We start from the raw sequence: 26,005 nt of genomic DNA on the forward strand, positions 1-26,005 counted from the left end.
TCCATATATGACAGAGCCACGTCCAGCCAAGCCAACCGTGAAATTTGTGGATGATTACTGCCAATGGTATCAATCCCTATTTCCAGAAGTCAGAAGTTTTGAAGCTTTTAAAAATTTGCATATCGGGATGCTAGCAGAGATTAAGAGGAAATCGCTGCCGGCAATAGCTATCTTTAGCGGGGCTAGATCAGGAACAATCCTTACACCACTTTCTCACAGTATCCCCCTGGCAGGTAGAACAGTTGAGATAGCAACGATTAAAGCTAATCTTACAAGTTCTAGAGGAGCGAGAGATTATCTTAATAATTGATGAAACAGGCGACCGAAAAAAAGGGGATGATACGGATTATGTCAAACGGCAATACATTGGAAATTTAGGAAAGATTGAGAACGGAATTGTGGCGGTCACAGCTTATGGAGTAATGGACGGAATTACTCTCCCGTTAACCTTTGAAGTTTATAAACCTAAAGAACGTCTTCAAACGGGAGATAAATATTTGAGCAAGCCGGAAATCGCCGCTCGTATAATTAGAGAATTACAAGCTTTTGGTTTTAAGTTCAAACTCGTACTGGCTGATAGTTTATATGGAGAAAGTGGCAGTAACTTTATTGATGTGTTGTCCGAGTTAAAACTGCCGTTTGTTGTAGCCATTCGTAGCAACCACGCCGTATGGTTGCCCAAAGAGCAACGGGTGCGATGCAATCACTGGCGGGAATTTACGCGGGTATTTTCCGACGGAACAACTCAGCAGAGATATATCTGTGAGATTATTTTTGGCAAGCGTCATGCTACTCAGTTTTGGGAAATTACAACTGGCCCCAAAACCTTACCTAAAAATTCAACTTGGTATGTAATGACTCATGTGCCAGAAATCAAATATCACCAAGTAGGTAATCTCTACGGTTTGAGGAATTGGGTAGAATATGGCTTAAAGCAAAGTAAAAATGAACTCGGATGGGCGGATTTTCGGGTGACTGATTATGTTCAAATCCAGAAATGGTGGGAGGTGGTAATGAGCGCTTATCTGTTAGTAAGTTTGCACTCGACTTCACTCTATACTAAATCTGATTTTCAGGAGGATAATAAACTTTCTGTTGTGGTCAATAAATTTTCCCTGCATCCTTGGTGGGATGAAGGAACTGGATGGAAGAATTTGTTAAATAATCTGCGTTTAGTTCTTCAACCCTTTGTCCTGTTTAACCTGATTCGACCTTGGCTGAGAGTTTTTCCAATTCCGGCTCTATCTTTGGGATTTTCACGACTGATTGCGCTTATGAATTACTTTCATGGTGCAGTTCCCATCTCTCTTCAAATGCATGAGTTCCTATTTTCTGCTGCCTAGAGTGACAGAAGAGCGATAGGAGAACTCCTTTTCATTAGCTGTATATATAGTATCCCGATTAAAAAACCCGGTTTCTCTCCTGAAACCGGGTTCTTAGATGCAATGTAGAAGGAGTTATTGGCTAATCGCTACCTGCACTTTATCTTCCACCACTCTTACAGGAAAAGTAGGAACGCTTACGGTTTCATCGTCTAAGCATTCTCCGGTGAGCAAGTTAAAATTTTGCTTGTAGATGGGGGATGCAACTTTGGGAATGCCATTGCGATCGCCTAAAATTCCCCGCGATAGGACAAAGGCTTTACTAAAGGGATCGTAATTGCCTAGCGCAAATACATCAGTTTCTTGTCCCACACGGAAAATTGCTACCTGTTGATCTTCAACTAAAGCGCAAACTCCAGTGTTGGGCGCGATCGCTGACAGCGGACAAATATCAACCCATGTAGAAATTGTCTGACGAATCGGTAATGCTTGAACCATTTTCTTTTCCTATTGATTAACGGGTTGGTGTAGCCTAGCTTGAAAAATTCAACACATTGCAGCAATTCAAACTAACTCAAAAACTCGCTCTTTGGTTATTTGAACCGTACTGCATAGTTCGCTTAACACAGGTTCCAAATACAGCACGGCTGCAATGTTATTTCTGCCTGATCCCTGCTGCTTACGCCTAATTTCTTCTAGGTCAACGGAATGTTTCTTGACACGAAACATTCCTATATACTTCCACCTAGCTCGATGTAGCTTGAGGAACACTGGAATAGCACCTCCTTGTTGGCAGAGTATCTCAGCTTTCTGTTTTACTTTTGGTGAATCTTCTACCAAAACTTCATCAGGAGCTTTTGAGTCCAGGGTGGGCTTAAAACATCCACACACAATCTTTCCAGCACGCTGAGGAAGATAAGTTTGGAGTTCTCCACCCAATGCAGAATGAATTTGATAGCGTGTGTATGTTTTTCCTAGTTGAAATAACATCAGTTTTTTTAAACTGTAGGTAATGCACCAGAGCAACAGTCAGCTTATTCGGAAATACCAACTAAAACCTTCTCGTGGTCATAAGCTGGACGTTTTTGCCCCCGTTCCTCTACATGAACTAAACCAGGATCGGGTTGGTCAGAATTGACAAAGTGACGGAATCGCTTCACTTTTTCTGGATCTTCAATTGTGGCTTTCCACTCACACTGATAGGTATTGACAAGATGCTGCATTTCTGATTCTAATTCAGCACAAATGCCCAGAGAATCTTCAATAACTACCTGCTTCAGGTACTCGATGCCTCCTTCCAGCTTATTGAACCAAGTTGCAGTGCGTTCTAGTCGATTCGCGGTGCGAATATAGAACATCAAGAACCGATCCAAATATTTAATCAGCGTTTCCTTGTCAATATCTGTTGCTAACAAAACTGCGTGTTGTGGCTTCATTCCACCATTGCCACATACATACAAATTCCAGCCATTTTCGGTAGCAATGATCCCAAAATCCTTGCTTTGAGCTTCGGCACACTCGCGGGTGCAACCGGATACAGCTGATTTTAATTTGTGGGGCGATCGCAAGCCTCGATATCGCAGTTCGATCTCAATCGCCAAAGTGGTTGAATCCTGAACCCCAAAGCGGCACCAGGTGCTACCTACACAAGATTTGACCGTTCGGAGTGCCTTCCCATAAGCGTGTCCCGATTCAAATCCAGCATCTATCAGTCGCTGCCAAATTTGGGGTAATTGATCTACCCGCGCACCTAATAAATCGATCCGTTGTCCACCTGTAATTTTGGTATAAAGACCAAAATCTTTAGCAACTTCTCCCAACACAATCAGCTGATCTGGTGTTAGTTCACCACCGGGAACTCTGGGGATTACTGAATAAGTTCCATCCTTCTGAATGTTTGCCAGGTAATAATCATTGGTATCCTGCAACCCCACATGCGGCATTTCTAAAATATACTCGTTCCATGTTGAAGCGAGAATAGAAGCTACAGCAGGCTTACAAATTTCACACCCCTTCCCTTCTCCATGTTTTTGAATTAAATCTTCAAAAGTCAGGATTTTTTGAGAACGCACCAAGTGATAAAGTTCCTGACGGGAATAGGCGAAGTGTTCGCAGAGATAATTTTTTACTTCTATCCCTGCTTTCTTCATCTCAGCTTTGAGAATATCTGTTACCAGTGGTACGCAACCGCCGCAACCTGTGCCGGCTTGAGTGCATTTCTTTATACTGGTAATATCAGTGAGTTGCCCTTCTTGGATGGCACTACAAATTTGCTCTTTGCTAACATTATTGCAAGAGCAAATTTGGGCAGTATCTGGTAAACTCTCCACACCCATACCGACTGTGGCAGACTTGCCTTCGCGGGGTGGCATCAGCAAATCTTCTGGATGAGGCGGGAGCGCGATCGCATTCTGCACAAATTGCAGCAGCGTACCGTAAGCTGAAGCATCTCCTACCAGAATTCCACCTAAAAGATGGCTACCATCTTCATTTAAAACCAGTTTTTTGTAAACACCTTGGATAGTATCAGTAACGGAAATTTCTTTAGCGCCGGGAGATTTGGCAAAGGCATCCCCGAAACTGGCAACATCCACTCCCAACAGTTTGAGCTTGGTGGACATATCCGCGCCGGTAAAGCTGCTCGTCCCTGTTTTGCTCAGGATATCTGCCGCTACGCTTGCCATTGTATAGCCAGGAGCGACTAAGCCGTAGATACGATTTTGATAGAGGGCGCATTCTCCAATGGCATAAATATTTGGATCTGAAGTTTGGCAAGAATCGTTGATAACGATCCCGCCGCGATCGCCTACTGCTAATCCACATCCTCTCGCGATTTCATCGCGAGGGCGAATTCCCGCAGAAAAGACAATCATATCTGTCTCTAACTCTTCACCATCAGCAAAGGTCATTTTAGTAACCTTGCCATCAATGCTGACAATTTCCGTTGTAGATTTATTAGTATGAATCGAAACCCCAAGTTCTTCTATCTTGTTGCGAAGGATGTTGCCACCGACATCATCAATTTGTAGTGGCATTAATCTGGGTGCGAACTCAACAACATGGGTTTTTAAACCCATATTTTTGAGAGCGTTCGCACATTCCAAACCTAATAATCCACCCCCAACGACGACACCAGTTTGGCAATTTTTCGCATAGGATGACATTGCCTCAAGGTCATCTATTGTCCGGTAGACAAAATTACCTTTCGCATCATTCCCTTTAATTGGCGGTACAAAAGGATAGGAGCCTGTTGCTAGAACAATTTTGTCATAGGCAATTGTTATCCCATTCGCTGATGTAACTGTTTTTTCTTCCCGGTTAATCGCAACTGCCTTATCACCGATATGGATTTCAACTCCATTTTCTTGGTACAAACCCGGTTGAACTAACGATAAATCTGCCGCAGTTTTGCCTGAAAAGAAACCACTCAAATTAACCCGATCGTAAGCAACACGAGGCTCTTCGCAAAATGCGATCAAGTTCCATTCCTGCGTCGCTCCTTTAGCGATCATCAGTTCTAGAAACTTGTGTCCTACCATACCGTTGCCGATAACAATAAGATTCTTTTTGCCGGTCATGCAGTTTTATAACGCCTATTTTTACAATCTTCTTAATTAGTCCTATAAAAGATTTAAAAGTAAGTTTGTAAAAATTGTTACACTAAACTGTTTGGCTATGCAGTGTGCGAATGATCCCGATTGTGTTTTTGCATGAGGAGTGAAAACTTTATACAAATGTGGGTCAATTGAGCAGCAATACTCATTTCAAATTTGTTTGTAGAACCCCGCATTCAGCATCAAACTATTGGGGCAATGCCTACACAAGGCTAAGTTAATTTTTCCCCGATTTAAGGCAAAAATTTTACCGACGTAGCTTCTAACTGAAGCAGGGCGGGCAATGCCCACCCTGCTCAACGAAAATGTAAGTTAAGTGTTTTATTCTTCTTTTGGGCCAAAAACCATTTGTAGAAGCACTGGCTGACCATCGGCGCGGTGATATTTATCTGCCCAATCCCGAATGACCATATCCAGTTCTTGCATGGCTGCCTCAATGCGATCCGGTGGAATATCGAGTTCCTCTAGTATCCGCATCACATTCATCTGTCGGTCTGCCCAATCTTTCATCAGTCGGAAGTACCGGGCGGTATCCTCAATCATGATGTAGGTGCGTTCTTCGTCCTCAGCGGGTGAGTAGGAAGCACGGGTGAGGGCGTAGAAGGGCAATCCCCAAGGAGAATCAATTCGCGTCACCGTACCGGAATAGATTAAGCGCCGCTTGATGTGTTCGGCGAATGCTTCGCTTAGAGGAATGCGGCGTTCTTCTGGCAAGTCTTCCTGGGAACGACTGTGGAGAAATTCAATTAATTCTAGAAACTGAAAAGCGTTGATTAGCTGGGCATCCGGCAGATTATTTGGCAGTTTTTCCTCAAGGTATCGCTTTTCGTCAGCGGTCAGGTTGGTGCTATAGATGCGCGATCGCCCCGGTTGCCACGGAAACTGCTCCATCCAAACATAGGGAAACTGAATTAAATACCGAGGTTCTTGGGAACCCAGCATCTTCAGCAGTTTCCCTTCGGTCAGCGCTTGCCGAACTTCCTCAACAATGACTTTGACTCGCTTCGGCTCAATGTGGTGCAGGTGCCCCGTCATCCGGATATTTTGACCCTGCTCCAAATAAGTCATGTAAATCGCACACTTTGCTGCCGTGGCAGCAGCATCCAGGAAGGCTCCGTGTCGGTGCCCGCCGGTTCTCATCGCACTAAAGGCCAGATAAAACATGATCTGATCCATCGCACCGGGGCTAAGGCTTTTGATCAGATCCAGGTCGTTGCTCATATCAGGGGTGATCGCATCGCAAGGGGACAAAACACTGGTTCCTTGGTGAAAATGGTGAAAAGCTTATGTTTCCACATTCGCAGTGAGTTCAATTCACTCGCTGAAACTATTGAACTCTAGGCACCCCGATAGCATGAACGTAAATAATCTCTAATTATAGAAAAGGACGGCCTAATATATAGCTTTTGTCAGGGAATAAATTCTCCGTGACAGACAAAATTAGAAAAATAGTGCCCCAAGTACACCGGCACAAACCTGCTAGAGCTTAGTTTGCTGCCTTCAGATAGGCTTTCATCGACCTCAGTCGCAAGGTGAAAAGCGGATCGATGACTTGTTCGGATTTGGCTAAATAGAGGATAATTTTAGACGATAGAGATATATTCGGGCGAAAACGCATCTCGGCGTCCGGTTCCTTTATCCGGAGACGGTTCGTTCCCACGTTTTATCGATACAGCTAGCTCGGAAGACGTGGATGGCAGTTGCTGGGCAGAGGCGAACTCGATCCCTAAGAAATTACCTGAAGAGATTGATAGTAAGCTCAACAACATGATAGAGGTGTAAGGGCGCATAGCAGATGTCCGTGTCAGGGTTATAGTCCCTGATACGGAGTTCTTGATCGTCAACCAGGAAAAACTTCGGTTAGAGCTTAGTTGGTTCCGATCGAGTTCTGCTTTTTTTTGAGGTTAGAGGTACGATGCCTAAGGCTCAAAAATGGGTGCGATCGCTCCCAGGAGCGATAATTTTTTCCACAATCAACCATTTGCCCGATTGATTGAGATATCCCCGCACAGAGAGCATCTGCCGATCGAGACAGGTTTGGAGTTCTCCGTCTACTTCTGGGCGCAAGGCGATCGCTATCCAGGTTTGCGCTTCCCCAGCAGCTGGCTCCTTTACAGTGAAGGTGTAATCTTGCTCGGCATGGCGATGGAACACTCCACAGAAGAGTGCTGAGTTTGAAGCGGATTTTTCAATGCTTCCGCCAACCGCTTCCCCATCTCTGTGTTTCGTAAAGGGTGAGGGAACTTCCACATATTTTGAATCCTGTGGCGTCTGGGGTTCCAGGTAAGGGCAGTTGCCATTGAAGGGATAGGTGTCAGGGCGATCCAAGTAATCTCGTTGCCTGTGCAGCCAGCCGGCGCGATCGCGCGGTAAATTGAACAGAGGGAAAATTGCTGCTGGCGATCGCTCATCTTGTAACAATGCTTCTTGCAGGACTCGGACAGGTAAATCTCTGGGTTGACAACTTCGCTGCACGCAAAGCGCCGCCGCCATTCCCGCCGCCTGACCAATATTCATGACGATGGGCTGTAACCGGGTGGAACCGTTGGCAATATGGGAGACGGAGATATTTTTTTCGCAAACCAGCAGTCCATCCACAGACTCTGGAATTAGACAAGTGTAGGGAAGGGTGAAAGGAGTGCCAGTCCAGCGTCCACCCCAGCGAATTGATTTTGGTTTAATAAGAAAGTTGTAGTTAGGGTAATGGTGGTCGTTGGGGTAGTTGCCGAGGGCGATCGCATTCACCTCCCCAGTCGCATCCACAGGTAGGGGTGCAACCTTTCCCCCCGCTACTGGCAAGATATCCTGCTCTCGCACGGTCGCGAGTCCTATAAGGCGTCTGCTTTCTCGAAAGTAAGGGTGTAGGGCATAACCACCTCCACCGAGAGAGTTTTGAGTTTTGATTGAGTTTTGATTGAGTTTGGGAGTCAAGGGTGAGGGAAAGATTTGAGTTGCTAAGCCGTAACGCCGCCCCAGCTTAGTTTGAATAAAGCGGACAAAGCTTTGAGTGTGCCACAGACTCTCTTGAAGAAATTGATGCCACGCCGCCTCCGACTCTATCAGACGTCCCACTCCTTCCCCATAGTCATTGCCGCACAGGGGCCAGTTGATCATGAAAAGATTCCCTGGTAAACGCCCATAATTGAGAAACTTCTCCCAACCGTAGCGATCCCAGCTACCTTGGAAGGATGAAGGAGGAAGGATAAAAGATGAAGGAGGAGGGGGAATTTCCGGCGCACTTGCTTCCTCACCAAAATCTTGCATAATTGCCACCCAAGTGGGAGCCTGCACTGGGTATCGCTGAGTCAATTCATTGTGAGAAACAGGCGCACTGGGTTCTCCAAACTCCGATTGCAATTCCCATCCCCAGCGGTAGGGCACAGATGCTAGAGGCAACAAGTCTCCCAGTTCGGTGCCATCTAGGGTGATTTTGGAATGAACGGTGAAATCGGCAAATCGAACCCCAAGGATGCGATCGCCTGTTCGCAAAACCTCTAAGGGCACTTGCCCCGCAACCCAGTCTAGATTTGGCAATTTTCGTACCCAATCGGCAAATATTTGGGCACCAATCCGGGGATCGTAACTAAACAGACTCACCCAACTATTGTTTAAGCCTCCCATTTGCCGAGAACGCAATTCCCCTAAAAACTCACCCCAAAGCCCCGTCTGAAAGGCAGCAAGTTCATTACCATCCGGGGCAGCAACCCCCGCTGAGGTGAGCATTCCCCCCAGCCAGGTAAATTCACTCACCAGCATTGTCTTGGCACCGCGACGGGCAGCTTGTATCGCAGCTGCGGTTCCTCCCGTTCCACCTCCCACAACCAAGACATCTACTTCTATTAATTCATTCATCAGCAATTCCGTTTCAGAATAGACAATCGATCGCGAACAATAGACAATTAGCTATAAACAATCGGCTATCGAAAGTATAAAGTCCATCGTTTAAGGAAAAGCATGAAAGCACAAGTATTCAGAGGCGTCAATCAGCTCAGTTACGAAGAAGTGCCGACGCCGGAAATTGCACCCGATGAAGTGCTGGTACAAGTAAAGGTTGTGGGATTGTGTCAGTCTGACATTAAGAAAATTCGCTATCCTCTCTACCAGCCACCGCGCATTTTTGGTCATGAAACTGCTGGAGTAATTACTTCTGTAGGAAGCGAAGTGACTGGCTGGCAGATTGGGCAACGAGTTGTGGTCATGCACCATATTCCTTGTATGCGCTGCGACTATTGCCTCAACGACAACTTCTCGATGTGCGATGTTTACAAAAACGTCACGACCACGGCTGGATTTACTCCTAGCGGCGGCGGTTTTGCAGATTATGTGAAAGTGCCCGGTCACATTGTCCGCAGTGGCGGATTAATTCCCATTCCGGATAATGTCAGCTTTGAGCAAGCGAGTTTTGTGGAGCCGACAAATTGCTGTCTAAAAGCAGTTAAAAAAGCCCAAGTTGCTCCTGGTCAAACCGTTTTGATTACAGGTGCTGGCCCAATTGGGCTAATGTTTATCATGCTGGTGAAGTATTTCGGAGCCAGAGCGATCGCGACTGACTTAATTCCTTCTCGGATTGAGAAAGCTTTGAGCGTGGGGGCAGAAGCTGCATTCGATCCCCGCGACCCGGATTTATCAACTAAAATTAAAGCGCTTACTGGCGGATTGGGAGTGGATACGACTTTGCTTGCAGTTCCCAGTGACAAAGCTTTTTTCCAAGCCCTCGATTGTACCCGTCGGGGCGGTAAAATTTTATTTTTTGCTGAGTTTCCTGATGAAGTAGAAATCCCGATTAATCCAAATATTCTCTACCGCCGAGAAATTGATTTAATGGGTAGCTATAGTTCTTCTTACCGGATACAAAATTTGGCAGCAGATATCGTATTCAACCAGCGAATTGATGTGGAAGCATTAATTAGCGATCGCTATCCTTTGCAAAATTTAGCTGCTGCTGTGGAACAAGCGATCGCTCCCACCCCCGAAACTTACAAAATTCTCATCTATCCCCAAACAGCCGAGTGATTTTAGTAACAGTCTGTCTTCATTTAACTCTCTTTTAGAGAGTCTTTTTTTAAAGATTTTGACAGGGCAACCAGATAGATTTATCATCTATCTGATGATAGAATTTTTTTAAAATCTTTAAAGTATGGATACTTCCTCTCCGACGCGCGGACAACTAGAAAGAACTCTATCGCAACGCATCCAAGCTTTATACCGGGATCAACTGGGGCATCAACCTAGTCAAATTACCTGTCAAATTTTTGATGAAAAAATTGCCATTATTCTAGAAAATGCCATCACGGCACCAGAACAACTTTTAGCAAATAGTGGTCAAGAAGAGCTGGCTGAGCAAGTAAGGACAGATTTAGAAAAAGCACTTGAGCCAAAACTGAAAGCGCTAATTGAGGAAGTGGTTGGCGTATCCGTGATTGACCTGCTCAGCGATGCCAAAGTAGACACAGGTCGTACTGGTACGATTGCTGTATTAGCAAACGCCCCTAAAGTTCGTAATTAATCCCCCTTCGCTGCTAAGTATCTAGCTCAGCATAGATTTATATTGATGGTTTGCCCTCAGCAGCCTTTTTCAGTTTTTAGGGTGTATCTGACCCTTATGCGATCGCGGCATCCCGTCTCTCTATAACAACTAACAAACAACCATTTTCAATTGATGACTCAATCTATAAATCTAGATTTATTTATTTAAATTAATTGAGATAGCGATCGATGAGAGCTTCTAACTCATCAATGACATAAGGCTTGCTAATGTAGTCATTGCAGCCTGCAAACAGAAGACCTTCCCGGTCTTCTGCTCTTGCCAAAGCCGTCACAGCAACAATGGGGATCTTCATCGTTTCGGGGTTCTGTTTTAGAGAACGCACAACTTCTACGCCGTGGATGTCAGGTAGAAGAATATCCAACAAAATCAGCTTTGGCTGATAATGTTGCGCCATAAATAAAGCTGCCCGACCCTCCTTTGTCGTAATAAATGAGCAGTCAAGAGCGAGCAGCACTTCGCTCATGAGTAGCAAGTTGTCTTCATTGTCTTCTACAACCAAAATGAGAGGCGATTCGATATTTGCCTGGGAGGCAGGTTTTGAGAAAGAGTGCAGATTTAAGCGTTGTTCGGGGGAACTCATCAAAATACGAAGCTATCCTCTCCAGAAGTGGACAACCGAGGGGTTGCCCAAGTTATACCCATTCACTTGATTGACGGTACACGAATGATTCCCTGTTTGCCCCTTGTTTTACAAGGGTTTAGGGATCGGCTGCGGGAAAAGTGAAACGGTATTACGAGGCATTCCCCAGGCGGCATTTTTTGGCGCTTGGAATCGATTGGCTCGTAGCTTCCCCACTAGGTTGATCTTTTAAGTTCATCTTGGCAAGAGAACACAGCAAGCTAGTGGTGATGTTGCTTGTCCCCTGATTCTATAAAAAATTAGTTAAAAAACTGCACAACTTAAACATTAATATTCATTGTTACTTTTAGCACTAGATATATACACACTTCTGTGCTAAGAATCGTTGAAAAACTAAATTTTTGAATACATTTGGCGTTTCTTGGTTAGCTGCAAAGCATCACAAATATATTGAAAACCGTTTCGGATACTTGGGGGAATCGAACCCTATCCCTACTTTGTAAGATTGGCACTCTCTACCCTCATCAGGGATTTAGCGCTTAACAACTAACCTTGTCAAGATACTAAATATTGAAATTTTCCAATGTTGTGGATCTCTATCTTTAGGAGATGTCCGGAAAATTGCTCGCACTGTTACAGTCTAATAAAAAAGGTGAAAGAATTTACCTTTCCTGAGAGCGATCGCTATGCAGGACACAATCAAACCCACTCGTGGTGAATTAGAACGAACCCTGTCACAGGAAATTCGGGCTTTCTACCACGCCCAACTAAGTCACCAGCCTGGTCAGGTGACTTGCCAATTTATGGGTGACAAAATTGCGATTCTTATCGAAGATTCTATTACTCGACCCGAACAACTTCTGGCACAAAGCGGTCAGCAAAGGCTGGCACAGAGAGTTCGAGAGAATATAAACCACGTCCTACAACTGCAACTTAAACAGCTAATTGAGGAAGTGGTGAAAGTCCCAGTCATCGATCTGATGATCGACTCCGCCCTAAAAACAAGTCGTACCAGTACCGTTGCGATTTTAGCCGCAACCCCTACGACGCGCAATCCAGACTGAATTCCACCGAATCGACCTGAGACGGATTCCATCTCAGGTTGCGCCGGACAACAGCCTCTAGATCCTCCAGCAAGTAAGGCTTGCTAATATAGTCATTGCAGCCTGCCGTGAGAATGCGATCTCTGTCTTCCGCCCTTGCCAGCGCCGTGACGGCGATAACAGGAATTGTCCGGGTTTCAGGATCTTCCCTGAGTTGACGGACAATTTGAAGACCATCTAAGTCAGGCAACATAATATCCAGCAAAATCAGGTTTGGCTGTTCGGTTCGTGCCTTTTCAAAAGCACTATGACCGTCAATTGCTGTGATGATTGAGCAATTTAACGGCTCTAAAACGTAAGCAAGCAATAATAAGTTGTCTTCATCGTCATCGACTGCCAATACCACAGGCAACTTGGCAGTAAGACACTGATTGCTACTGCTCAAAAAATTTTGACGGGTACGGTGGGAAAGTTCCAAATCATCCATCCTCTTTTTCCAGCTAATTTCTAGACTGGCAGTCACCCTCACCAGAAGAGTGGACGAGGCACTCCTTAAGCGGTGGCGAAGCGCTTGCAATGGAATGGCTCGCGTGTAACCTACTAAGTTGGAGAGCCGATGCTCGAGCTAGAGGAAAAGACGAGCCAAGTTAGTAGGAGCCTTATTATCATTGACATTGCTATTGTACATAAAATTTACAATAACCTAAAGATTTTGTTAAGAAAATACAATTCTTGTAAGTATGCTTAGCACTTACTAAACATAGGCTAGGGGGCAACCTAGAATAGAAATCTTCGGGAGTAGCAAGATAGCAGACTGGTAGTCGTACCACATCATCCGGAGTTAGCCCGGGATTAACCGGAGCAATAAGACGCGAGGAATTGCGTCTAGAAACTAACTTTAAGCAGATGCGACCTATAGAGTAGATGCCGTTTTAGATGCGGCTAGGAGTTCGCATTTGAGAAAAGCGCGGGTTGATGAATGGGGTGAATCAGCCTTCACGATTTGAGGGCTACCCCGATCCTAATTAGGCATTGGAGGTTGAAGCAATGGGTATAGCCACGATTAACCCAGCAACTGGGGAAACGCTTCAAACGTTTGAGGCACTAACAGATACAGAGATTGAAACGAAGCTAGCACTAGCGCAATCAAGCTTTAAACAGTATCGGCAGACACCCATGCAAAAAAGGGCAGATTGGCTGAATGCCGCTGCTGAGATTTTAGAGAGCGATCGCGAACGCTTTGGCAAAATCATGACCCTAGAAATGGGGAAAACTTTAAAATCAGCGATCGCAGAAGTGGAAAAATGCGCCCTCGTCTGTCGCTTCTACGCCGAACGCGCCCCCGAATTCCTCGCGGATGTTCCAGCCCAAACCGACGCCAGCCACAGCTTTGTGCGCTATCAGCCTTTAGGCGTCATCTTGGCAGTCATGCCTTGGAATTTCCCCTTCTGGCAAGTGTTTCGGTTTGCCGCACCAGCGCTGATGGCGGGAAATGTCGGGTTACTCAAGCACGCCTCTAACGTGCCTCAGTGTGCATTGGCTCTGGAGGAGATTTTCCACAAAGCAGGATTCCCAGAAGGTGTCTTTCAAACCTTGCTAGTGGGAGCAGATAAAGTCGCTGCAATTGTAACAGACGAGCGAGTGAAAGCCGCAACCTTGACCGGAAGCGAACCCGCCGGGATGAGCCTCGCCGCCACCGCCGGAAAACAAATTAAGAAAACCGTTCTGGAATTGGGGGGAAGCGACCCGTATATTGTCCTAGAAAGCGCCGATTTGGATGCAGCCATTGCGACAGCAGTGAGTGCCAGAATGCTGAATAACGGTCAATCTTGCATTGCTGCGAAACGGTTCATTGTCGTGGATGCGATCGCAGACCAATTTGAAAAAGGCCTGATTGAGAAGTTTGAGGCACTCAAAATCGGCGATCCGATGCATCCGGAAACCGATATAGGGCCACTGGCAACCCCATCGATTCTCAAAGATTTGGATTGGCAAGTTCAAGAAAGCGCCAAATTGGGAGCAAAAGTTCTCACAGGTGGACAGCCATTATCTGATCGTCCTGGTAACTTTTATCTGCCGACAATTTTGACAGATATCCCAGCCGGTAGCCCAGCAGAAGCGGAGGAATTTTTTGGCCCTGTGGCGCTGCTATTCCGGGTGCCAGATATCAACGCCGCGATCGCACTTGCCAATGCCTCGCCCTTTGGACTGGGTGCTAGTGCTTGGACTCAAGTAGAGGCAGAACGCGATCGCTTGATTGACGAACTCGAAGCCGGTGCCGTGTTTATTAACGGCATGGTTAAATCCGATCCGCGTCTCCCCTTTGGCGGTATCAAGCGTTCCGGATACGGACGCGAGTTAAGCAAAGAGGGAATTCACGAGTTTGTCAACATCAAAACCGTGTGGGTGAAATAAGCGGTGGTGCATTCCAACGATGAATTAAATCCCATCCCACAAGTGGGATGGGGATGTCAATACGGGCGGACAGCCGTGCGCCCGTATTGGTCTAAATAGGGGCGATTCACGCATCTGGCCCCTACACCAGAAACGAACCACTACAGATGCCAAGAGCATACAGAGGGGAGTAAGAAAAATGAATACTGCTGAACTATTAGTTAAATGTCTGGAAAATGAAGGAGTCGAATACATTTTCGGGCTTCCTGGCGAAGAAAATCTAGACATATTGGAAGCCCTAAAAACCTCTTCGATTAAATTTATTACTACCCGCCACGAACAAGGTGCTGCCTTCATGGCGGATCTCTACGGACGCCTGACCGGAAAAGCCGGAGTGTGCCTCTCCACCCTAGGGCCAGGTGCCACCAACCTGATGACTGGCGTTGCCGATGCGAACCTGGATGGTGCGCCACTGGTGGCAATTACCGGACAGGTAGGCACAGACCGGATGCACATCGAATCCCACCAATATCTGGATTTAGTGGCGATGTTTGAGCCAGTCACCAAATGGAATACTCAAATTGTTCGTCCCAGCAACACACCGGAAATTATCCGCAAAGCGTTTAAGATTGCTCAGAGCGAAAAACCAGGGGCAGTTCACATCGATTTGCCGGAAAACATTGCCGAAATGACAGCCGCAGGCAAGCCCCTACACAAGAATTGTGGGGAAAAAACCTTTGCTGCCTTCCATAGCCTTGAACAGGCATCTGAAGCCATTTCTCAGGCAAAAAATCCTTTGATTATGGTGGGAAATGGGGCGATTCGTGCCGACGCTAGCCTAGCACTGACCGAATTTGCCACAAAGATGAATATTCCCGTAGTGAATACCTTCATGGGCAAAGGGGTCATTCCCTACACCCATCCCCTCGCCTTGTGGTCGGTAGGATTGCAACAGCGAGACCATATCAGCTGTGCGTTTGACCAAACGGATCTGGTGATTGCAATCGGTTACGACTTGATTGAATATTCCCCGAAAAAGTGGAATCCCCTCGGAGAAATTCCGATTATCCACATTGGAGATACGCCAGCAGAAATTGATAGTAGCTATATTCCCCTCGTGGAAGTTGTGGGGGATATTTCCGACTCGCTACGGGAAATCTTAGACCGAGCTGACCGGCAAGGCAAACCCGATCCTTATGCCTTGCAATTACGGGCAGATATCCGGGCTGATTATGAAGAGTATGCCAATGACGATGGGTTTCCGATTAAGCCGCAGAAAATAATTTATGACTTGCGGCAAGTCATGGGGCCAGAAGATATTGTGATTTCAGATGTCGGGGCGCACAAAATGTGGATCGCCCGTCACTATCACTGCGATCGCCCGAATACTTGCATCATCTCTAATGGCTTTGCTGCAATGGGAATCGCCATTCCCGGTGCGTTAGCCGCCAAGTTAGTTTATCCCCAGAAAAAAGTCATCGCAGTCACGGGTGATGGCGGCTTTATGATGAATTGCCAGGAATTAGAAACGGCCCTTCGCGTCGGCACTGCCTTTGTTACCCTAATCTTTAATGATGGGGGCTATGGCTTGATTGAGTGGAAGCAACACAATCACTTTGGCGAATCTGCGTTTGTCCACTTTAGCAATCCCGATTTTGTCAAATTGGCAGAAAGTATGGGGCTGAAGGGGTATCGGGTTGAATCCGCTGCGGATCTGATTCCAACCTTGAAAACTGCTCTAGAACAGGACGTTCCCTCGGTAATTGATTGTCCAGTAGATTACCGCGAAAACTTCCGTCTCACACAAAAGGCTGGCGATTTGAGTTGCAAGATTTGGGAATAATCATGAGTCATTGGTCATTCGTCATCAGTCGGTTGTCAATGACCGATGACTAATGAACAATGACCAATGACCAATCGTGAATAACCCATGAAAATCGCTACTTGGAACGTCAATTCAGTTCGCTCTCGCTTAGAGCAGGTGGTGCAGTGGTTGCAGGATAATCCGGTCGATGTCCTCTGCCTGCAAGAAACTAAAGTCGTAGATAAGGATTTTCCGCGATCGCCCTTTGAGGAACTAGGGCTTCACCTCTACATTTCCGGTCAAAAATCTTATAACGGAGTTGCCCTTCTCAGCCGTGCGCCCCTTGAAGATGTCAGCACCGGGTTTGCCCCAATTTTGGGGAAAGAGGATTTTGACGAACAGAAGCGGGTCATTACTGGCGTTATCGATGGCATTCGCATCGTGAATCTCTACGTACCCAATGGCTCAGCCGTCGGTAGCGAGAAATACGAATACAAACTGCTTTGGCTGAAAGCCCTCCGCGAGTACCTGCAAGCACTACTCGAAAAACAGCCCACTTCCCTCTGTATCTGCGGCGATTTCAATATTGCCCCCGAAGACCGAGATATTCACGATCCACTCAGTTATAAGGGTCGGATTATGGCATCCGATCTAGAACGTCAAGCCTTGAGCAGCATTTTAGAGCTGGGTTTGGCAGATGCCTTTAGAAAATTCACAATAGAAACAGGACACTTCAGCTGGTGGGACTATCGAACCGGGGCATTTCGACGCAACTGGGGTTGGCGGATTGACCATCACTACTTGACGCCAGACCTTTACGAACGTTCATCCAGCTGCACCATCGATCGCTCTCCCAGAAAATTGCCCAAACCCAGCGACCATACCCCCGTGATTGTCGAATTTTAAATTTTCCAGCATCAATCCAACACCCAAAATTGATTAGGAACTTAAGATCATGTTTTTAGTAACTGGAGCCACAGGAGGACTCGGACGCCGAATTGTGCGGCTACTGCGGGAGAGGGAAATGCCGGTACGCGCATTTGTCCGCCTGACATCCCGTTACAGCGAACTGGAACACCGAGGAGCAGAAATCTTTATTGGTGATTTGCAGCGCGATAAAGATATCGAAAAAGCTTGCCAAGGCGTTCAGTACATCATCGCTGCTCACGGCGGTGAGAGCGATGCTCAAGCGTTAGGCTACCGAGCGAATATTGAACTCATTGACCGGGCAAAAGAAGCTGGCGTCCAGCACTTTGTTTTCATTTCGGTACTGGGAGCAGATCGCGGGTACGAAGACGCACCATCCTTTAAGGCGAAGCGGGAAGTAGAAAAGTATCTCCAATCCAGTGGACTCAATTACACTATCCTGCGTCCTTCAGGTTTTGCCTCTAACCTTTTACCCCTGGCAGAACGGTTTCGGGATACTGGGATTTATCTGCTCATCGGCGATCCCAAAAGTCGGACTTCAATTGTGAGTACCGATGACTTAGCGAGGATTGCGATTGACTCCGTAAACGTTGAAGGTGCCCGGAATCAAATTTTCCCTGTCGGAGGTCCAGATATCCTCCAGCGCCAAGATATTCCTCGTATTTTCAGTCGCATCTTCAACCAAGAACCGATCGTGATTAACCCACCGCTATTGGTGTTTGATGGGGTACGCGGGGCGCTGGGATTGTTGAATCCTCAAGCCTCTAAAGCCTTAGGTACTCTCCGGACGTTACTGGACAACGAATTTTTCTGCACACCCCAGGAAGTTCAGCATTTAGAGTCGATTTTTGGAATGAAGATGGAATCCTTAGAGGCTTTCTTGCGGCGTTATATGGGTACTTGATTTTGCACCGCCAGATGCAGATGTCACTGTTATTCAGACTTGTCTGGTCATTCTAAGGAATCATAAAGGCAGCTGCTTGAGACTCTGACTGAGCAACAGTTTGGGTTTGACCATTTAGCTGATAGTGAATGCGAGCGATCGCGTTCTCACCCCGCCGATAAATTTTCGATTTGCATTTGAGGCGATACTCCAATACTTTACTTTCTCCTGGCTTTAGCACTACTTTAGCGGGACGTTCCAATTCTTGAGGAGTTGCACTCATAAGAACTTCCTCAGATTTCGCTGGCACTATTTCTATTTTGCTAATTTCAATCAACTGATTTTTTTTAGATGGATTGGTAAAACTCAGAGAAATATCAGCATAGCTAATTGCGGTTCTCGCTAAAATTTCGTAGGGAAGTAACTTGATTGTCATCGTCATATTCGCTCTTTGAGAATTGCTCCCAATTTGCCTTTCCCTACTTAAACTTTGTAGAGGAGAAGATCGTAGGTTAGTTTTAACGAGCGCGAAATCAAACTCAAACGGCTTGTTGGGTTTCGTTACCTCAAACACTACGGCGCTCAACGGGGGGAACCCTGCTTTTTGTATGGCTCCCCAACCTACCCTGTCTGAAAGCAACTTGGTATGAGTTCCTATCGTTATGCAAGTCACGCAGGTTAGAAAATCCACGAAAGAATTCCTCCCAGGTCGGAATATAGCAAATTTGACTCAAAAGCTCCTCAGAGGTTTCTAACTCCTATGGGGTTGTACATTATTTTGCAAGATGAGAATTAAGCTACTTTACTAAATATATGCTCAGCTAAGCTCGAAGATCCGAGTGTCGCTAAGCTTGAAGATGCTAAGTGAGCGGCACAGCCACAGCGGAAAGGAAAAGATGAATTCATCAGCGAAGCGTTAGAATTTAATGAATTTGAAGGAGTATTGAATCCAGGTAGAGTATAAGATTCCGCTCCCCCATAGTTCACATTCCACCCAATATCTTTTAAAGAAGCAATCGTTAATTGACTCAATAACTCAGAGCTTTTTTCAGCAATAGGTGACATTAATTCATTGTCAAAGACATTTTCATCCCAATGACCAAACACGCCTTTTTGAACGGGAACAGCAGTTTGTAAAAATGTACCTTTTAATTCTCCATAAGCCCACCCTGCATAGGTATTAGCACTATATGTGGCATCGGAGACATTAATTAAATCGCGTCCGTAATCTGACCAAAGTGTTCCAATTCCTAGAACGTGACCAAATTCATGCACCATCGTTTCTTGTAAGAAACTTGGATTGTTGTTGTATGTATTTGCCAAGCTCGTGTTAATCGTTGAAGCTCCTGATATCGTCATTTGATTACCAAAAGCATCGGAGGCTAAGGCTTTTGGCCCCGCAAAAGCAAGAAATTCATCTTCACCAAAAGTATCCCCCGTAACATCAATGGTTAGAATTTGGGAATCGCTAAAGGTGCTGTAGGGAATAATTTTTTCCCAAACTTTTGCAGCTTCTGTAATAGCATTGAGAGCTTCTGTACTCAAACTACCCAAGCCTTGACCAAAATTGACTTTGATTGAAAAACTGAGAGGATCGCTGGTAGCAGCAGTAAAGGTAGTCGCCACAGAATAGTTAGCAGCTTGGTTGTTGTAGCTCATTACTTGCAAAAAGTAATTACCAGCACTCAGGAAACGACGAATTGATTCGTTGCTAGTCCCGCGCTCCCATTGCCAACCCAACACTTCGCCTTGATCAATAATGCTGTTGTTGTTGCTGTCTTGAATGAGTCGGACATCGGCATCACCACTCAATGCAGATAAATTAGCGGTAAAGATGCCAGATTGAGCAACATTAAAGCCATAAAAGTCATCGCGATCGCTAGCATTGACTTGTTGGTTGTTTGAGAAAACCGCTGAAGTTTGATCTTTTGCGGTTCCTAGAGTATTACCGGGATCTAAAGGGTCTGGAATACTAGCGATCTTAGTAGTTAGAGTGTAGCCGCCAGTCGCACCCTTTTCAAAAGTTGTAGCTTGCAGAATATAATCAATTCCCTCAGCAACCGTGAAAGTTAGCTGCGAGTTCGTACCGCTGAAATCATTATTTTCTGCAACAACTGCTCCGGTTCCAGCATTCACCACTTGCAGGTAGGCATTAAAACTAGGCGAATCAAGGTTCACCTGCACCTGCTGACCGGCAACTAAATCGCCTAACACATAGCCATCGTAAAAACTGCCTTCACGAATGGGGTTGCTTGGGTCGCTATTCGCGATCGCGCCGCTAAAGCTTTGGTTTCCACTGATGGGAGACGCTGGTTTGAGGACTCCCAAATTGCTACGAAGAGTATAGTTACCAGTAGCATCTGGTTCATAAGTCGTGGCTCGAACAATGTAATCAATACCCTGAGCGGCTGTAAAAGTTACTTGAGAGTTCAGACCCTCAAAATCATCGTTGAAGGTAACAACCGCTCCAGTAGAGGCATTTACCACTTGCAGGTAAGCGTCAAATTCTGTGGAGTTTAGTTTCACCTCCACCTGCTCTCCGGCGCTAATGCCAGTCAACAGATAGTCATCCCGAAGGCTACCGCCACGGAGTGGGTTTTTCAAATCGGTGGTGTCGATTGTACCGCCGGCCTCACTGAAAGTAGAAGCAGCAGCGATCGCGCTACTTTTAAATAGACTTCTTTGCTGTAGCAGATCGCCCAGCCCTCTAAATCCTGACCAGATTCCGGCTATTTTTGAATCAAACTCTAGTGGTGCAGAATTAGCGAAATCTGCACTTAAAAACTGGCGCTCATTTGAAAATTTAAATCCATTTAACATTTGCTTGCTTTCTCACACGATGGAGCATCGTAAGACTGCTATAGTATCGATTTTAAGTCCCCACAAAATTAGGCAGCAACGGGATAATTTCTCAAAGTTAGGGACAGAACATTTTAAGGTTTAAATGCACCCAACGATTGGAAAAAGTATCTTATATATAACTCGCTCAAAATCTCTCTAAGGGGAGAAGGACAATAGTTTTTCGCGTAAATTTACTTACAATTACAATAACTTACGCCAAAATTCTTAATTTTCGACAATCCATTGCCAGATTCAGTCGATAGAATCACAGCTAGAGTGTCTCTCTGCCCGCTCAAAGCCTTTGAGTCAAAATTTTATGCGATCGCCCTTAGCGTCAACACCTGCTCAAGCTCGTCAAACAAGACAGCAGCTAGCGAATCCAGAGGATTCACTCTCCTATGAATTAGGGAAAGCAGTGCAAGAGCTGCCGCCACTGTACACGCGGTTATTGGCAGCAAGCATTAGCTTACTGGTATTTGGGGCGATCGCTTGGGCACACTACAGCCAAGTGGATGAAGTCGCGATCGCTCCCGGCGAACTGATTGCCTCAACGCAAGTGCGACCCCTGCGATCGCTAGGAGGAGGCACAATCAAAGCGGTAAAAATCAAAGAAGGCGATCGCGTAAAAAAAGGCGATATCCTGATCGAACGCGACCCCGACCTGCCGCAAGCAGAAGTTGACCGCCTCGCCAAATCTACCCAGCTGATTCGGGAAGATTTAGGGCGTCTGGAAGCCGAACGAACGGGAGGTGCAACTGCCGGAACCGCTTTGCAAGATCAGCTTTTAACCGCTCGCTTACAAGATTTTGAAGCTAAAAGAGCGGGTGCGATCGCAGAAGCGAATCGCCAAATTGCAGTCATCAATGAAGCCAAAGTTCGCCTCACCCGCCTGCAAGAAAACCTCGTCAACGCCAAAATCAACCTCGTCAACGCCAAAACCAATCTCGCCAACAGCAAAAGCCTTCTCAACAAAGCGAACAACAGCCTCGCTTTAGCCGAAAAAAGAGAAAAGGCGCTTACCACTCTCCTAATTCCCGGTGCTGTCCCTCGACTCGATTACGTTGATGCACAAGAGAGAGTCGTGAGGGCGCAAGCTGAAGTTACCACAGCCCAAGATAATATTACGAATGTTCAAAACAAAGTCACGGAAGCTCAGGACAAAATAACTTCTCTAGAAAAAGATATCGCTGCTCAAGTGCAAGCGATTCGCCAAGCTGAACAAGCGTATCAATCTGTTCGCAATCAGGCAGACCAATTAAAGTCTGTGCGTCAAAGTGAAATTCTAAGTGAGTTTAACCAGCGCCAAGAAGAACTAACCACTGTTGCTGGTCAGTTGGAGCTAGCGAAAAAGCAGCGAGAAGTAGAAACCATCGAGTCTCCGGTTACGGGGACAGTCTACAGCATCAAAGCAACCAACGGGCCTGTACAAGCGGGAGAGGAGTTGTTATCAATTCTTCCCGAATCCGAAGAATTGTTGGTAGAAGTCAAAGTCCTCAACCGCGATATTGGCTTTATCCGTAAGGGAATGAAGGCAAAAGTCAAAATGGCTACTTTCCCGTTTCAGGAATTTGGCACTGTTGAGGGTGAAGTGGTGCAAGTGAGTCCGAATGCGATCGCTGACAAAGAATTAGGCTTAGTTTTTCCGACTCGAATTCAACTTAAACAGCATTCAATTCAGGTGCAAAATCAAAAAGTCGCCTTTATTCCAGGTATGGCTGCAACCGGAGAAATTATTACTCGGAAAAAATCAGTTCTCACTTTTTTAATTGAGCCGGTGACTCGCCGCTTTAGCGAGGCTTTTTCGGTCAGTTCTTAGCTTGGCTTTCTCCATTTGCACCAACAACAGGCAGTGATGAATAAAAATTGGGTATCTAAGAGTTAATAAAAGAAATTAATCGTTATGGGCATAAAAATCCAATTGAGAGTGCTAACGAGCGGGGACACTATCCAATTTCACTTCTAGGAGTAGAGTTAGGAATTTGGCAGGGTGAATATCAAAATGCTACGCTGCCCTGGTTGCGCTGGTGGGATCGAGAAGGAAATCTCTTGTTGACGGGTTACGAACGCGCTGAGCAAGAAAGTCAACGCGCCGAGCGATTAGCAGCACAGTTACGGGCGCTTGGAGTTGAACCGGAAGCTTAAAAACGGACGGAGATACCTATCTAAAAGCCGTGAACACCGATCCTAAGAGTGTAGCCAGTCTACTTACAATGACTGATAGGGACAGCCATAAGTGGGATGAACTGCAAATTTCTGTATGTTATGGGTGTCTCTAGGGTTTATTAATTGAGTAACTCCTTATGCAACCAACCAACCCCAACCAATTTACAGAAAAAGCCTGGGAAGCCATCACTCGCACCCCAGATATTGTTAAATCTGCCCAGCATCAACAAATCGAAAGCGAACACTTGATGAAATCACTGCTGGAGCAAGAAGGACTCGTCAGCAGTATTCTGAACAAAGCGGGCGTAAATGTGTCGCGAGTCAGAGAACGCACCGAAGATTTCATCAAGCGTCAGCCAAAAACTTCCGGCAGTAGCACCTCAGTTTATGTCGGACGTAGCTTAGATTCTCTGCTGGATCGGGCTGAAGCATTTCGCAAAGAGTATGGAGACGATTTTATCTCCATCGAACACATGATGCTGGCTTATCCCAAAGACGATCGCTTTGGTAAGGCTTTGTTTCAAGAATTTAAGCTGGACGAAAACAAGCTAAGAACTATCATCGCCCAAGTTCGCGGGAGCCAAAAAGTGACTGACCAAAATCCAGAAGGCAAGTACGAATCCTTAGAAAAATACGGGCGCGACTTGACAAAATTCGCTCGCCAAGGGAAGTTAGATCCGGTAATTGGGCGCGATGATGAGATTCGCCGCACGATTCAGATTCTGTCTCGTCGCACCAAGAATAACCCTGTCCTGATTGGGGAACCGGGAGTGGGTAAAACGGCGATCGCTGAAGGTTTGGCACAGCGAATTGTCAGCGGGGATGTGCCGGAGTCGTTGCGCGATCGCAAACTGATTGCTCTCGATATGGGTGCGTTGATTGCGGGTGCCAAATATCGGGGTGAATTTGAAGAACGCTTGAAAGCGGTTCTCAAGGAAGTCACCGATTCTCAGGGCAGCATTATCATGTTCATTGATGAGATCCACACCGTTGTTGGTGCGGGTGCAACTCAAGGCGCGATGGATGCAGGTAACTTGCTCAAACCGATGTTGGCGCGGGGTGAATTGCGCTGTATCGGTGCCACAACCCTGGATGAATATCGCAAATACATCGAAAAAGATGCGGCGCTAGAACGTCGTTTCCAACAAGTTTATATCGATCAGCCGAGTGTAGAAGATACAGTTTCGATTCTACGGGGGTTAAAAGATCGCTACGAAACGCACCACAACGTGAAAATTTCTGACAGTGCGTTAGTGGCAGCAGCAACGCTCTCTACGAGATATATTAGCGATCGCTTTCTCCCAGATAAAGCGATTGACTTAGTAGATGAAGCGGCGGCGCGATTGAAGATGGAAAGTACCTCTAAACCAGAGGAACTCGACGAAATCGACCGCAAGATCCTCCAGTTAGAAATGGAACGGCTATCTCTGCAAAAAGAAAGCGATCCTGCTTCTAGAGAACGGTTACAAAGACTGGAAAAAGAACTTGCCGATCTCAAAGAAGATCAACGAACCCTGAATGCACAGTGGCAAGCTGAAAAAGATGTTCTCGAACGCCGCAAAACCCTGAAAGAAGAAATCGACCGGGTGAATGTGGAAATTCAACAAGCGGAACGAGAATACGATCTTAACCGAGCGGCTGAGCTGAAATTCGGCAAGTTAACCGAGTTGCAACATCAGCTAGAAGAGACAGAAGCCCAACTCATTCAAACTCAGCATAGTGGTAAGTCACTTTTACGGGAAGAAGTCACCGAGTCCGACATTGCTGAAATCATTTCCAAGTGGACTGGTATCCCCATCAGCAAACTCGTGGAATCGGAGAAAGAAAAACTTCTGCAATTGGAAGATGAACTGCACAAGCGCGTGATTGGGCAAGCCGAAGCGGTGACAGCAGTTGCTGATGCCATCCAACGGGCGCGTGCTGGTTTAGCCGATCCGAATCGCCCAACGGCTAGTTTCATTTTCCTCGGTCCCACGGGCGTCGGGAAGACAGAACTCGCAAAAGCCTTGGCAGCTTACCTGTTCGATACAGAAGAAGCCTTGGTACGGATCGATATGTCTGAGTATATGGAGAAGCACAGCGTCTCTCGCTTAATTGGTGCGCCTCCCGGCTATGTTGGTTATGACGAAGGCGGACAGCTGACAGAATCCATCCGGCGTCGTCCTTACGCAGTGTTGCTGTTCGATGAAATCGAAAAGGCGCACCCGGATGTGTTCAACATCATGCTGCAAATTCTTGATGATGGTCGCGTCACCGATTCTCACGGTCACACCGTAGACTTCAAGAACACGATTATTATCATGACCAGCAATATCGGATCGCAGTTCATCCTAGATGTTGCTAGCGATGAATCCCGTTACGAAGAAATGCGGAGTCGGGTGATGGATGCGATGCGGACAAGTTTCCGTCCGGAGTTCCTGAACCGGATCGACGAGATTATCATCTTCCACGGCTTGAACAAGCAGGAATTGCGGCAGATTGTGCAGTTGCAAGTCAAGCGACTCGAATCACGGTTGAGCGATCGCAAGATGTCTCTGAAACTTTCCGATGCTTCCCTTTACTTCTTAGCGGAAGTCGGATACGACCCTGTTTATGGAGCGCGTCCGCTCAAGCGTGCGATTCAGCGGGAACTGGAAACGCAAATCGCTAAAGGGATCTTGCGAGGCGAATTCAACGACGGCGACACCATCTTTGTCGATGTGGAAAATGAGCGCCTTTCCTTCAAGCGTCTCCCTGCTGATTTACTAGCCACTCAGTCCAGCTAATTAACGCTCAGTTAACCCTTTCCCAACGAGGGAAGGGGCACTCGATAGGGGAATGGCACTGCCATTCCCCTACAAAACGTGAATTTTGCCTTTTATTGAATCCACAATCCTAAGGAACCTC

The 26,005-nt window shown here is 46.3% G+C and carries 18 protein-coding genes and 2 pseudogenes; 11 read left to right on the forward strand and 9 right to left on the reverse strand.

Translation table 11 applies throughout. The features are described 5' to 3' along the window. Nucleotides 1-7 precede the first annotated feature (7 nt). Nucleotides 8-1,343: pseudogene (locus H6F52_RS17670) on the forward strand (IS701 family transposase). A gap of 114 nt (nucleotides 1,344-1,457) precedes the next feature. Here H6F52_RS17670 and nirD read toward each other — a convergent pair. The 5 genes from nirD to H6F52_RS17695 all read right to left on the reverse strand — a co-directional run bounded on the left by nirD (nucleotide 1,458) and on the right by H6F52_RS17695 (nucleotide 8,791). Further along, on the reverse strand, nucleotides 1,458-1,820 hold the full coding sequence (gene nirD / locus H6F52_RS17675; RefSeq protein ID WP_190536257.1) for a nitrite reductase small subunit NirD: 363 nt from the start codon (nucleotides 1,818-1,820) through the stop codon (nucleotides 1,458-1,460). Between the two features lie 66 nt (nucleotides 1,821-1,886). Next, entirely contained in the window at nucleotides 1,887-2,312 is a 426-nt protein-coding gene (locus H6F52_RS17680) for a hypothetical protein (RefSeq protein ID WP_190536258.1), read from the reverse strand. Between the two features lie 44 nt (nucleotides 2,313-2,356). Then, nucleotides 2,357-4,900: a nitrite reductase large subunit NirB gene (gene nirB, locus H6F52_RS17685; protein WP_190536259.1), complete on the reverse strand. Its 2,544-nt coding sequence runs from the start codon at nucleotides 4,898-4,900 to the stop codon at nucleotides 2,357-2,359. Nucleotides 4,901-5,257: 357 nt separating this feature from the next. Beyond that, nucleotides 5,258-6,157 (reverse strand): heterocyst differentiation master regulator HetR, encoded by a 900-nt coding sequence (hetR, locus tag H6F52_RS17690; RefSeq protein ID WP_190536301.1) that lies wholly within the window; start codon nucleotides 6,155-6,157, stop codon nucleotides 5,258-5,260. 705 nt (nucleotides 6,158-6,862) lie between these two features. Continuing rightward, nucleotides 6,863-8,791: an FAD-dependent oxidoreductase gene (locus tag H6F52_RS17695; RefSeq protein WP_190536302.1), complete on the reverse strand. Its 1,929-nt coding sequence runs from the start codon at nucleotides 8,789-8,791 to the stop codon at nucleotides 6,863-6,865. Between the two features lie 99 nt (nucleotides 8,792-8,890). On the opposite strand from H6F52_RS17695, the gene H6F52_RS17700 reads away from it, so the two are divergent. Then, entirely contained in the window at nucleotides 8,891-9,949 is a 1,059-nt protein-coding gene (locus H6F52_RS17700; RefSeq protein WP_190412704.1) for a zinc-dependent dehydrogenase, read from the forward strand. A gap of 124 nt (nucleotides 9,950-10,073) precedes the next feature. After that, nucleotides 10,074-10,442: a DUF2294 domain-containing protein gene (locus H6F52_RS17705; RefSeq protein ID WP_190412703.1), complete on the forward strand. Its 369-nt coding sequence runs from the start codon at nucleotides 10,074-10,076 to the stop codon at nucleotides 10,440-10,442. 190 nt (nucleotides 10,443-10,632) lie between these two features. On the opposite strand, the gene H6F52_RS17710 is transcribed toward H6F52_RS17705, so the two are convergent. Next, complete coding sequence (locus H6F52_RS17710) at nucleotides 10,633-11,064, reverse strand: response regulator (RefSeq protein WP_190412702.1); 432 nt, start codon at nucleotides 11,062-11,064, stop codon at nucleotides 10,633-10,635. A 686-nt stretch (nucleotides 11,065-11,750) separates the two neighbouring features. On the opposite strand from H6F52_RS17710, the gene H6F52_RS17715 reads away from it, so the two are divergent. Then, nucleotides 11,751-12,128 carry a DUF2294 domain-containing protein gene (locus H6F52_RS17715; protein ID WP_190536260.1) on the forward strand — a complete coding sequence of 126 codons (378 nt, stop codon included), beginning with the start codon at nucleotides 11,751-11,753 and terminating at the stop codon, nucleotides 12,126-12,128. Here H6F52_RS17715 and H6F52_RS17720 read toward each other — a convergent pair. After that, a complete protein-coding gene (locus H6F52_RS17720; RefSeq protein WP_190412700.1) occupies nucleotides 12,106-12,594 on the reverse strand; it encodes a response regulator in 489 nt (162 codons plus the stop codon). The genes H6F52_RS17715 and H6F52_RS17720 overlap by 23 nt on opposite strands. Nucleotides 12,595-13,154: 560 nt before the next feature. Here H6F52_RS17720 and H6F52_RS17725 point away from each other — a divergent pair. From H6F52_RS17725 to H6F52_RS17740, 4 genes are all read left to right on the forward strand, one after another. Next, nucleotides 13,155-14,522 (forward strand): NAD-dependent succinate-semialdehyde dehydrogenase, encoded by a 1,368-nt coding sequence (locus H6F52_RS17725; RefSeq protein ID WP_190536261.1) that lies wholly within the window; start codon nucleotides 13,155-13,157, stop codon nucleotides 14,520-14,522. A gap of 178 nt (nucleotides 14,523-14,700) precedes the next feature. Beyond that, nucleotides 14,701-16,344, forward strand: coding sequence for an acetolactate synthase large subunit (locus tag H6F52_RS17730; protein WP_190536262.1), 1,644 nt, complete (start codon nucleotides 14,701-14,703; stop codon nucleotides 16,342-16,344). Nucleotides 16,345-16,431: 87 nt separating this feature from the next. After that, complete coding sequence (xth, locus tag H6F52_RS17735) at nucleotides 16,432-17,211, forward strand: exodeoxyribonuclease III (RefSeq protein WP_190427590.1); 780 nt, start codon at nucleotides 16,432-16,434, stop codon at nucleotides 17,209-17,211. A gap of 49 nt (nucleotides 17,212-17,260) precedes the next feature. Further along, on the forward strand, nucleotides 17,261-18,136 hold the full coding sequence (locus tag H6F52_RS17740; protein WP_190536263.1) for an SDR family oxidoreductase: 876 nt from the start codon (nucleotides 17,261-17,263) through the stop codon (nucleotides 18,134-18,136). A gap of 52 nt (nucleotides 18,137-18,188) precedes the next feature. Here the strand turns inward: H6F52_RS17740 and H6F52_RS17745 are convergent, their stop codons facing one another. Next, nucleotides 18,189-18,557, reverse strand: a complete 369-nt coding sequence (locus H6F52_RS17745; protein WP_206754038.1) for a hypothetical protein — start codon at nucleotides 18,555-18,557, stop codon at nucleotides 18,189-18,191. Between the two features lie 350 nt (nucleotides 18,558-18,907). Further along, nucleotides 18,908-20,935, reverse strand: a complete 2,028-nt coding sequence (locus H6F52_RS17750) for a pre-peptidase C-terminal domain-containing protein (RefSeq protein ID WP_190536265.1) — start codon at nucleotides 20,933-20,935, stop codon at nucleotides 18,908-18,910. 337 nt (nucleotides 20,936-21,272) lie between these two features. Between H6F52_RS17750 and H6F52_RS17755 the strand changes: the two genes are divergently transcribed. The 3 genes and pseudogenes from H6F52_RS17755 to clpB all read left to right on the forward strand — a co-directional run bounded on the left by H6F52_RS17755 (nucleotide 21,273) and on the right by clpB (nucleotide 25,884). After that, nucleotides 21,273-22,772, forward strand: coding sequence for an HlyD family efflux transporter periplasmic adaptor subunit (locus H6F52_RS17755; RefSeq protein WP_190536266.1), 1,500 nt, complete (start codon nucleotides 21,273-21,275; stop codon nucleotides 22,770-22,772). A gap of 110 nt (nucleotides 22,773-22,882) precedes the next feature. After that, a pseudogene (locus H6F52_RS17760) lies at nucleotides 22,883-23,098 on the forward strand (Uma2 family endonuclease); the annotation flags it as partial. Between the two features lie 158 nt (nucleotides 23,099-23,256). Continuing rightward, nucleotides 23,257-25,884 carry an ATP-dependent chaperone ClpB gene (clpB, locus tag H6F52_RS17765; RefSeq protein WP_190536267.1) on the forward strand — a complete coding sequence of 876 codons (2,628 nt, stop codon included), beginning with the start codon at nucleotides 23,257-23,259 and terminating at the stop codon, nucleotides 25,882-25,884. The last annotated feature ends 121 nt before the right edge of the window (nucleotides 25,885-26,005 follow it).

This window comes from Coleofasciculus sp. FACHB-542, assembly GCF_014695825.1.
Lineage (GTDB): Bacteria > Cyanobacteriota > Cyanobacteriia > Cyanobacteriales > FACHB-T130 > FACHB-T130.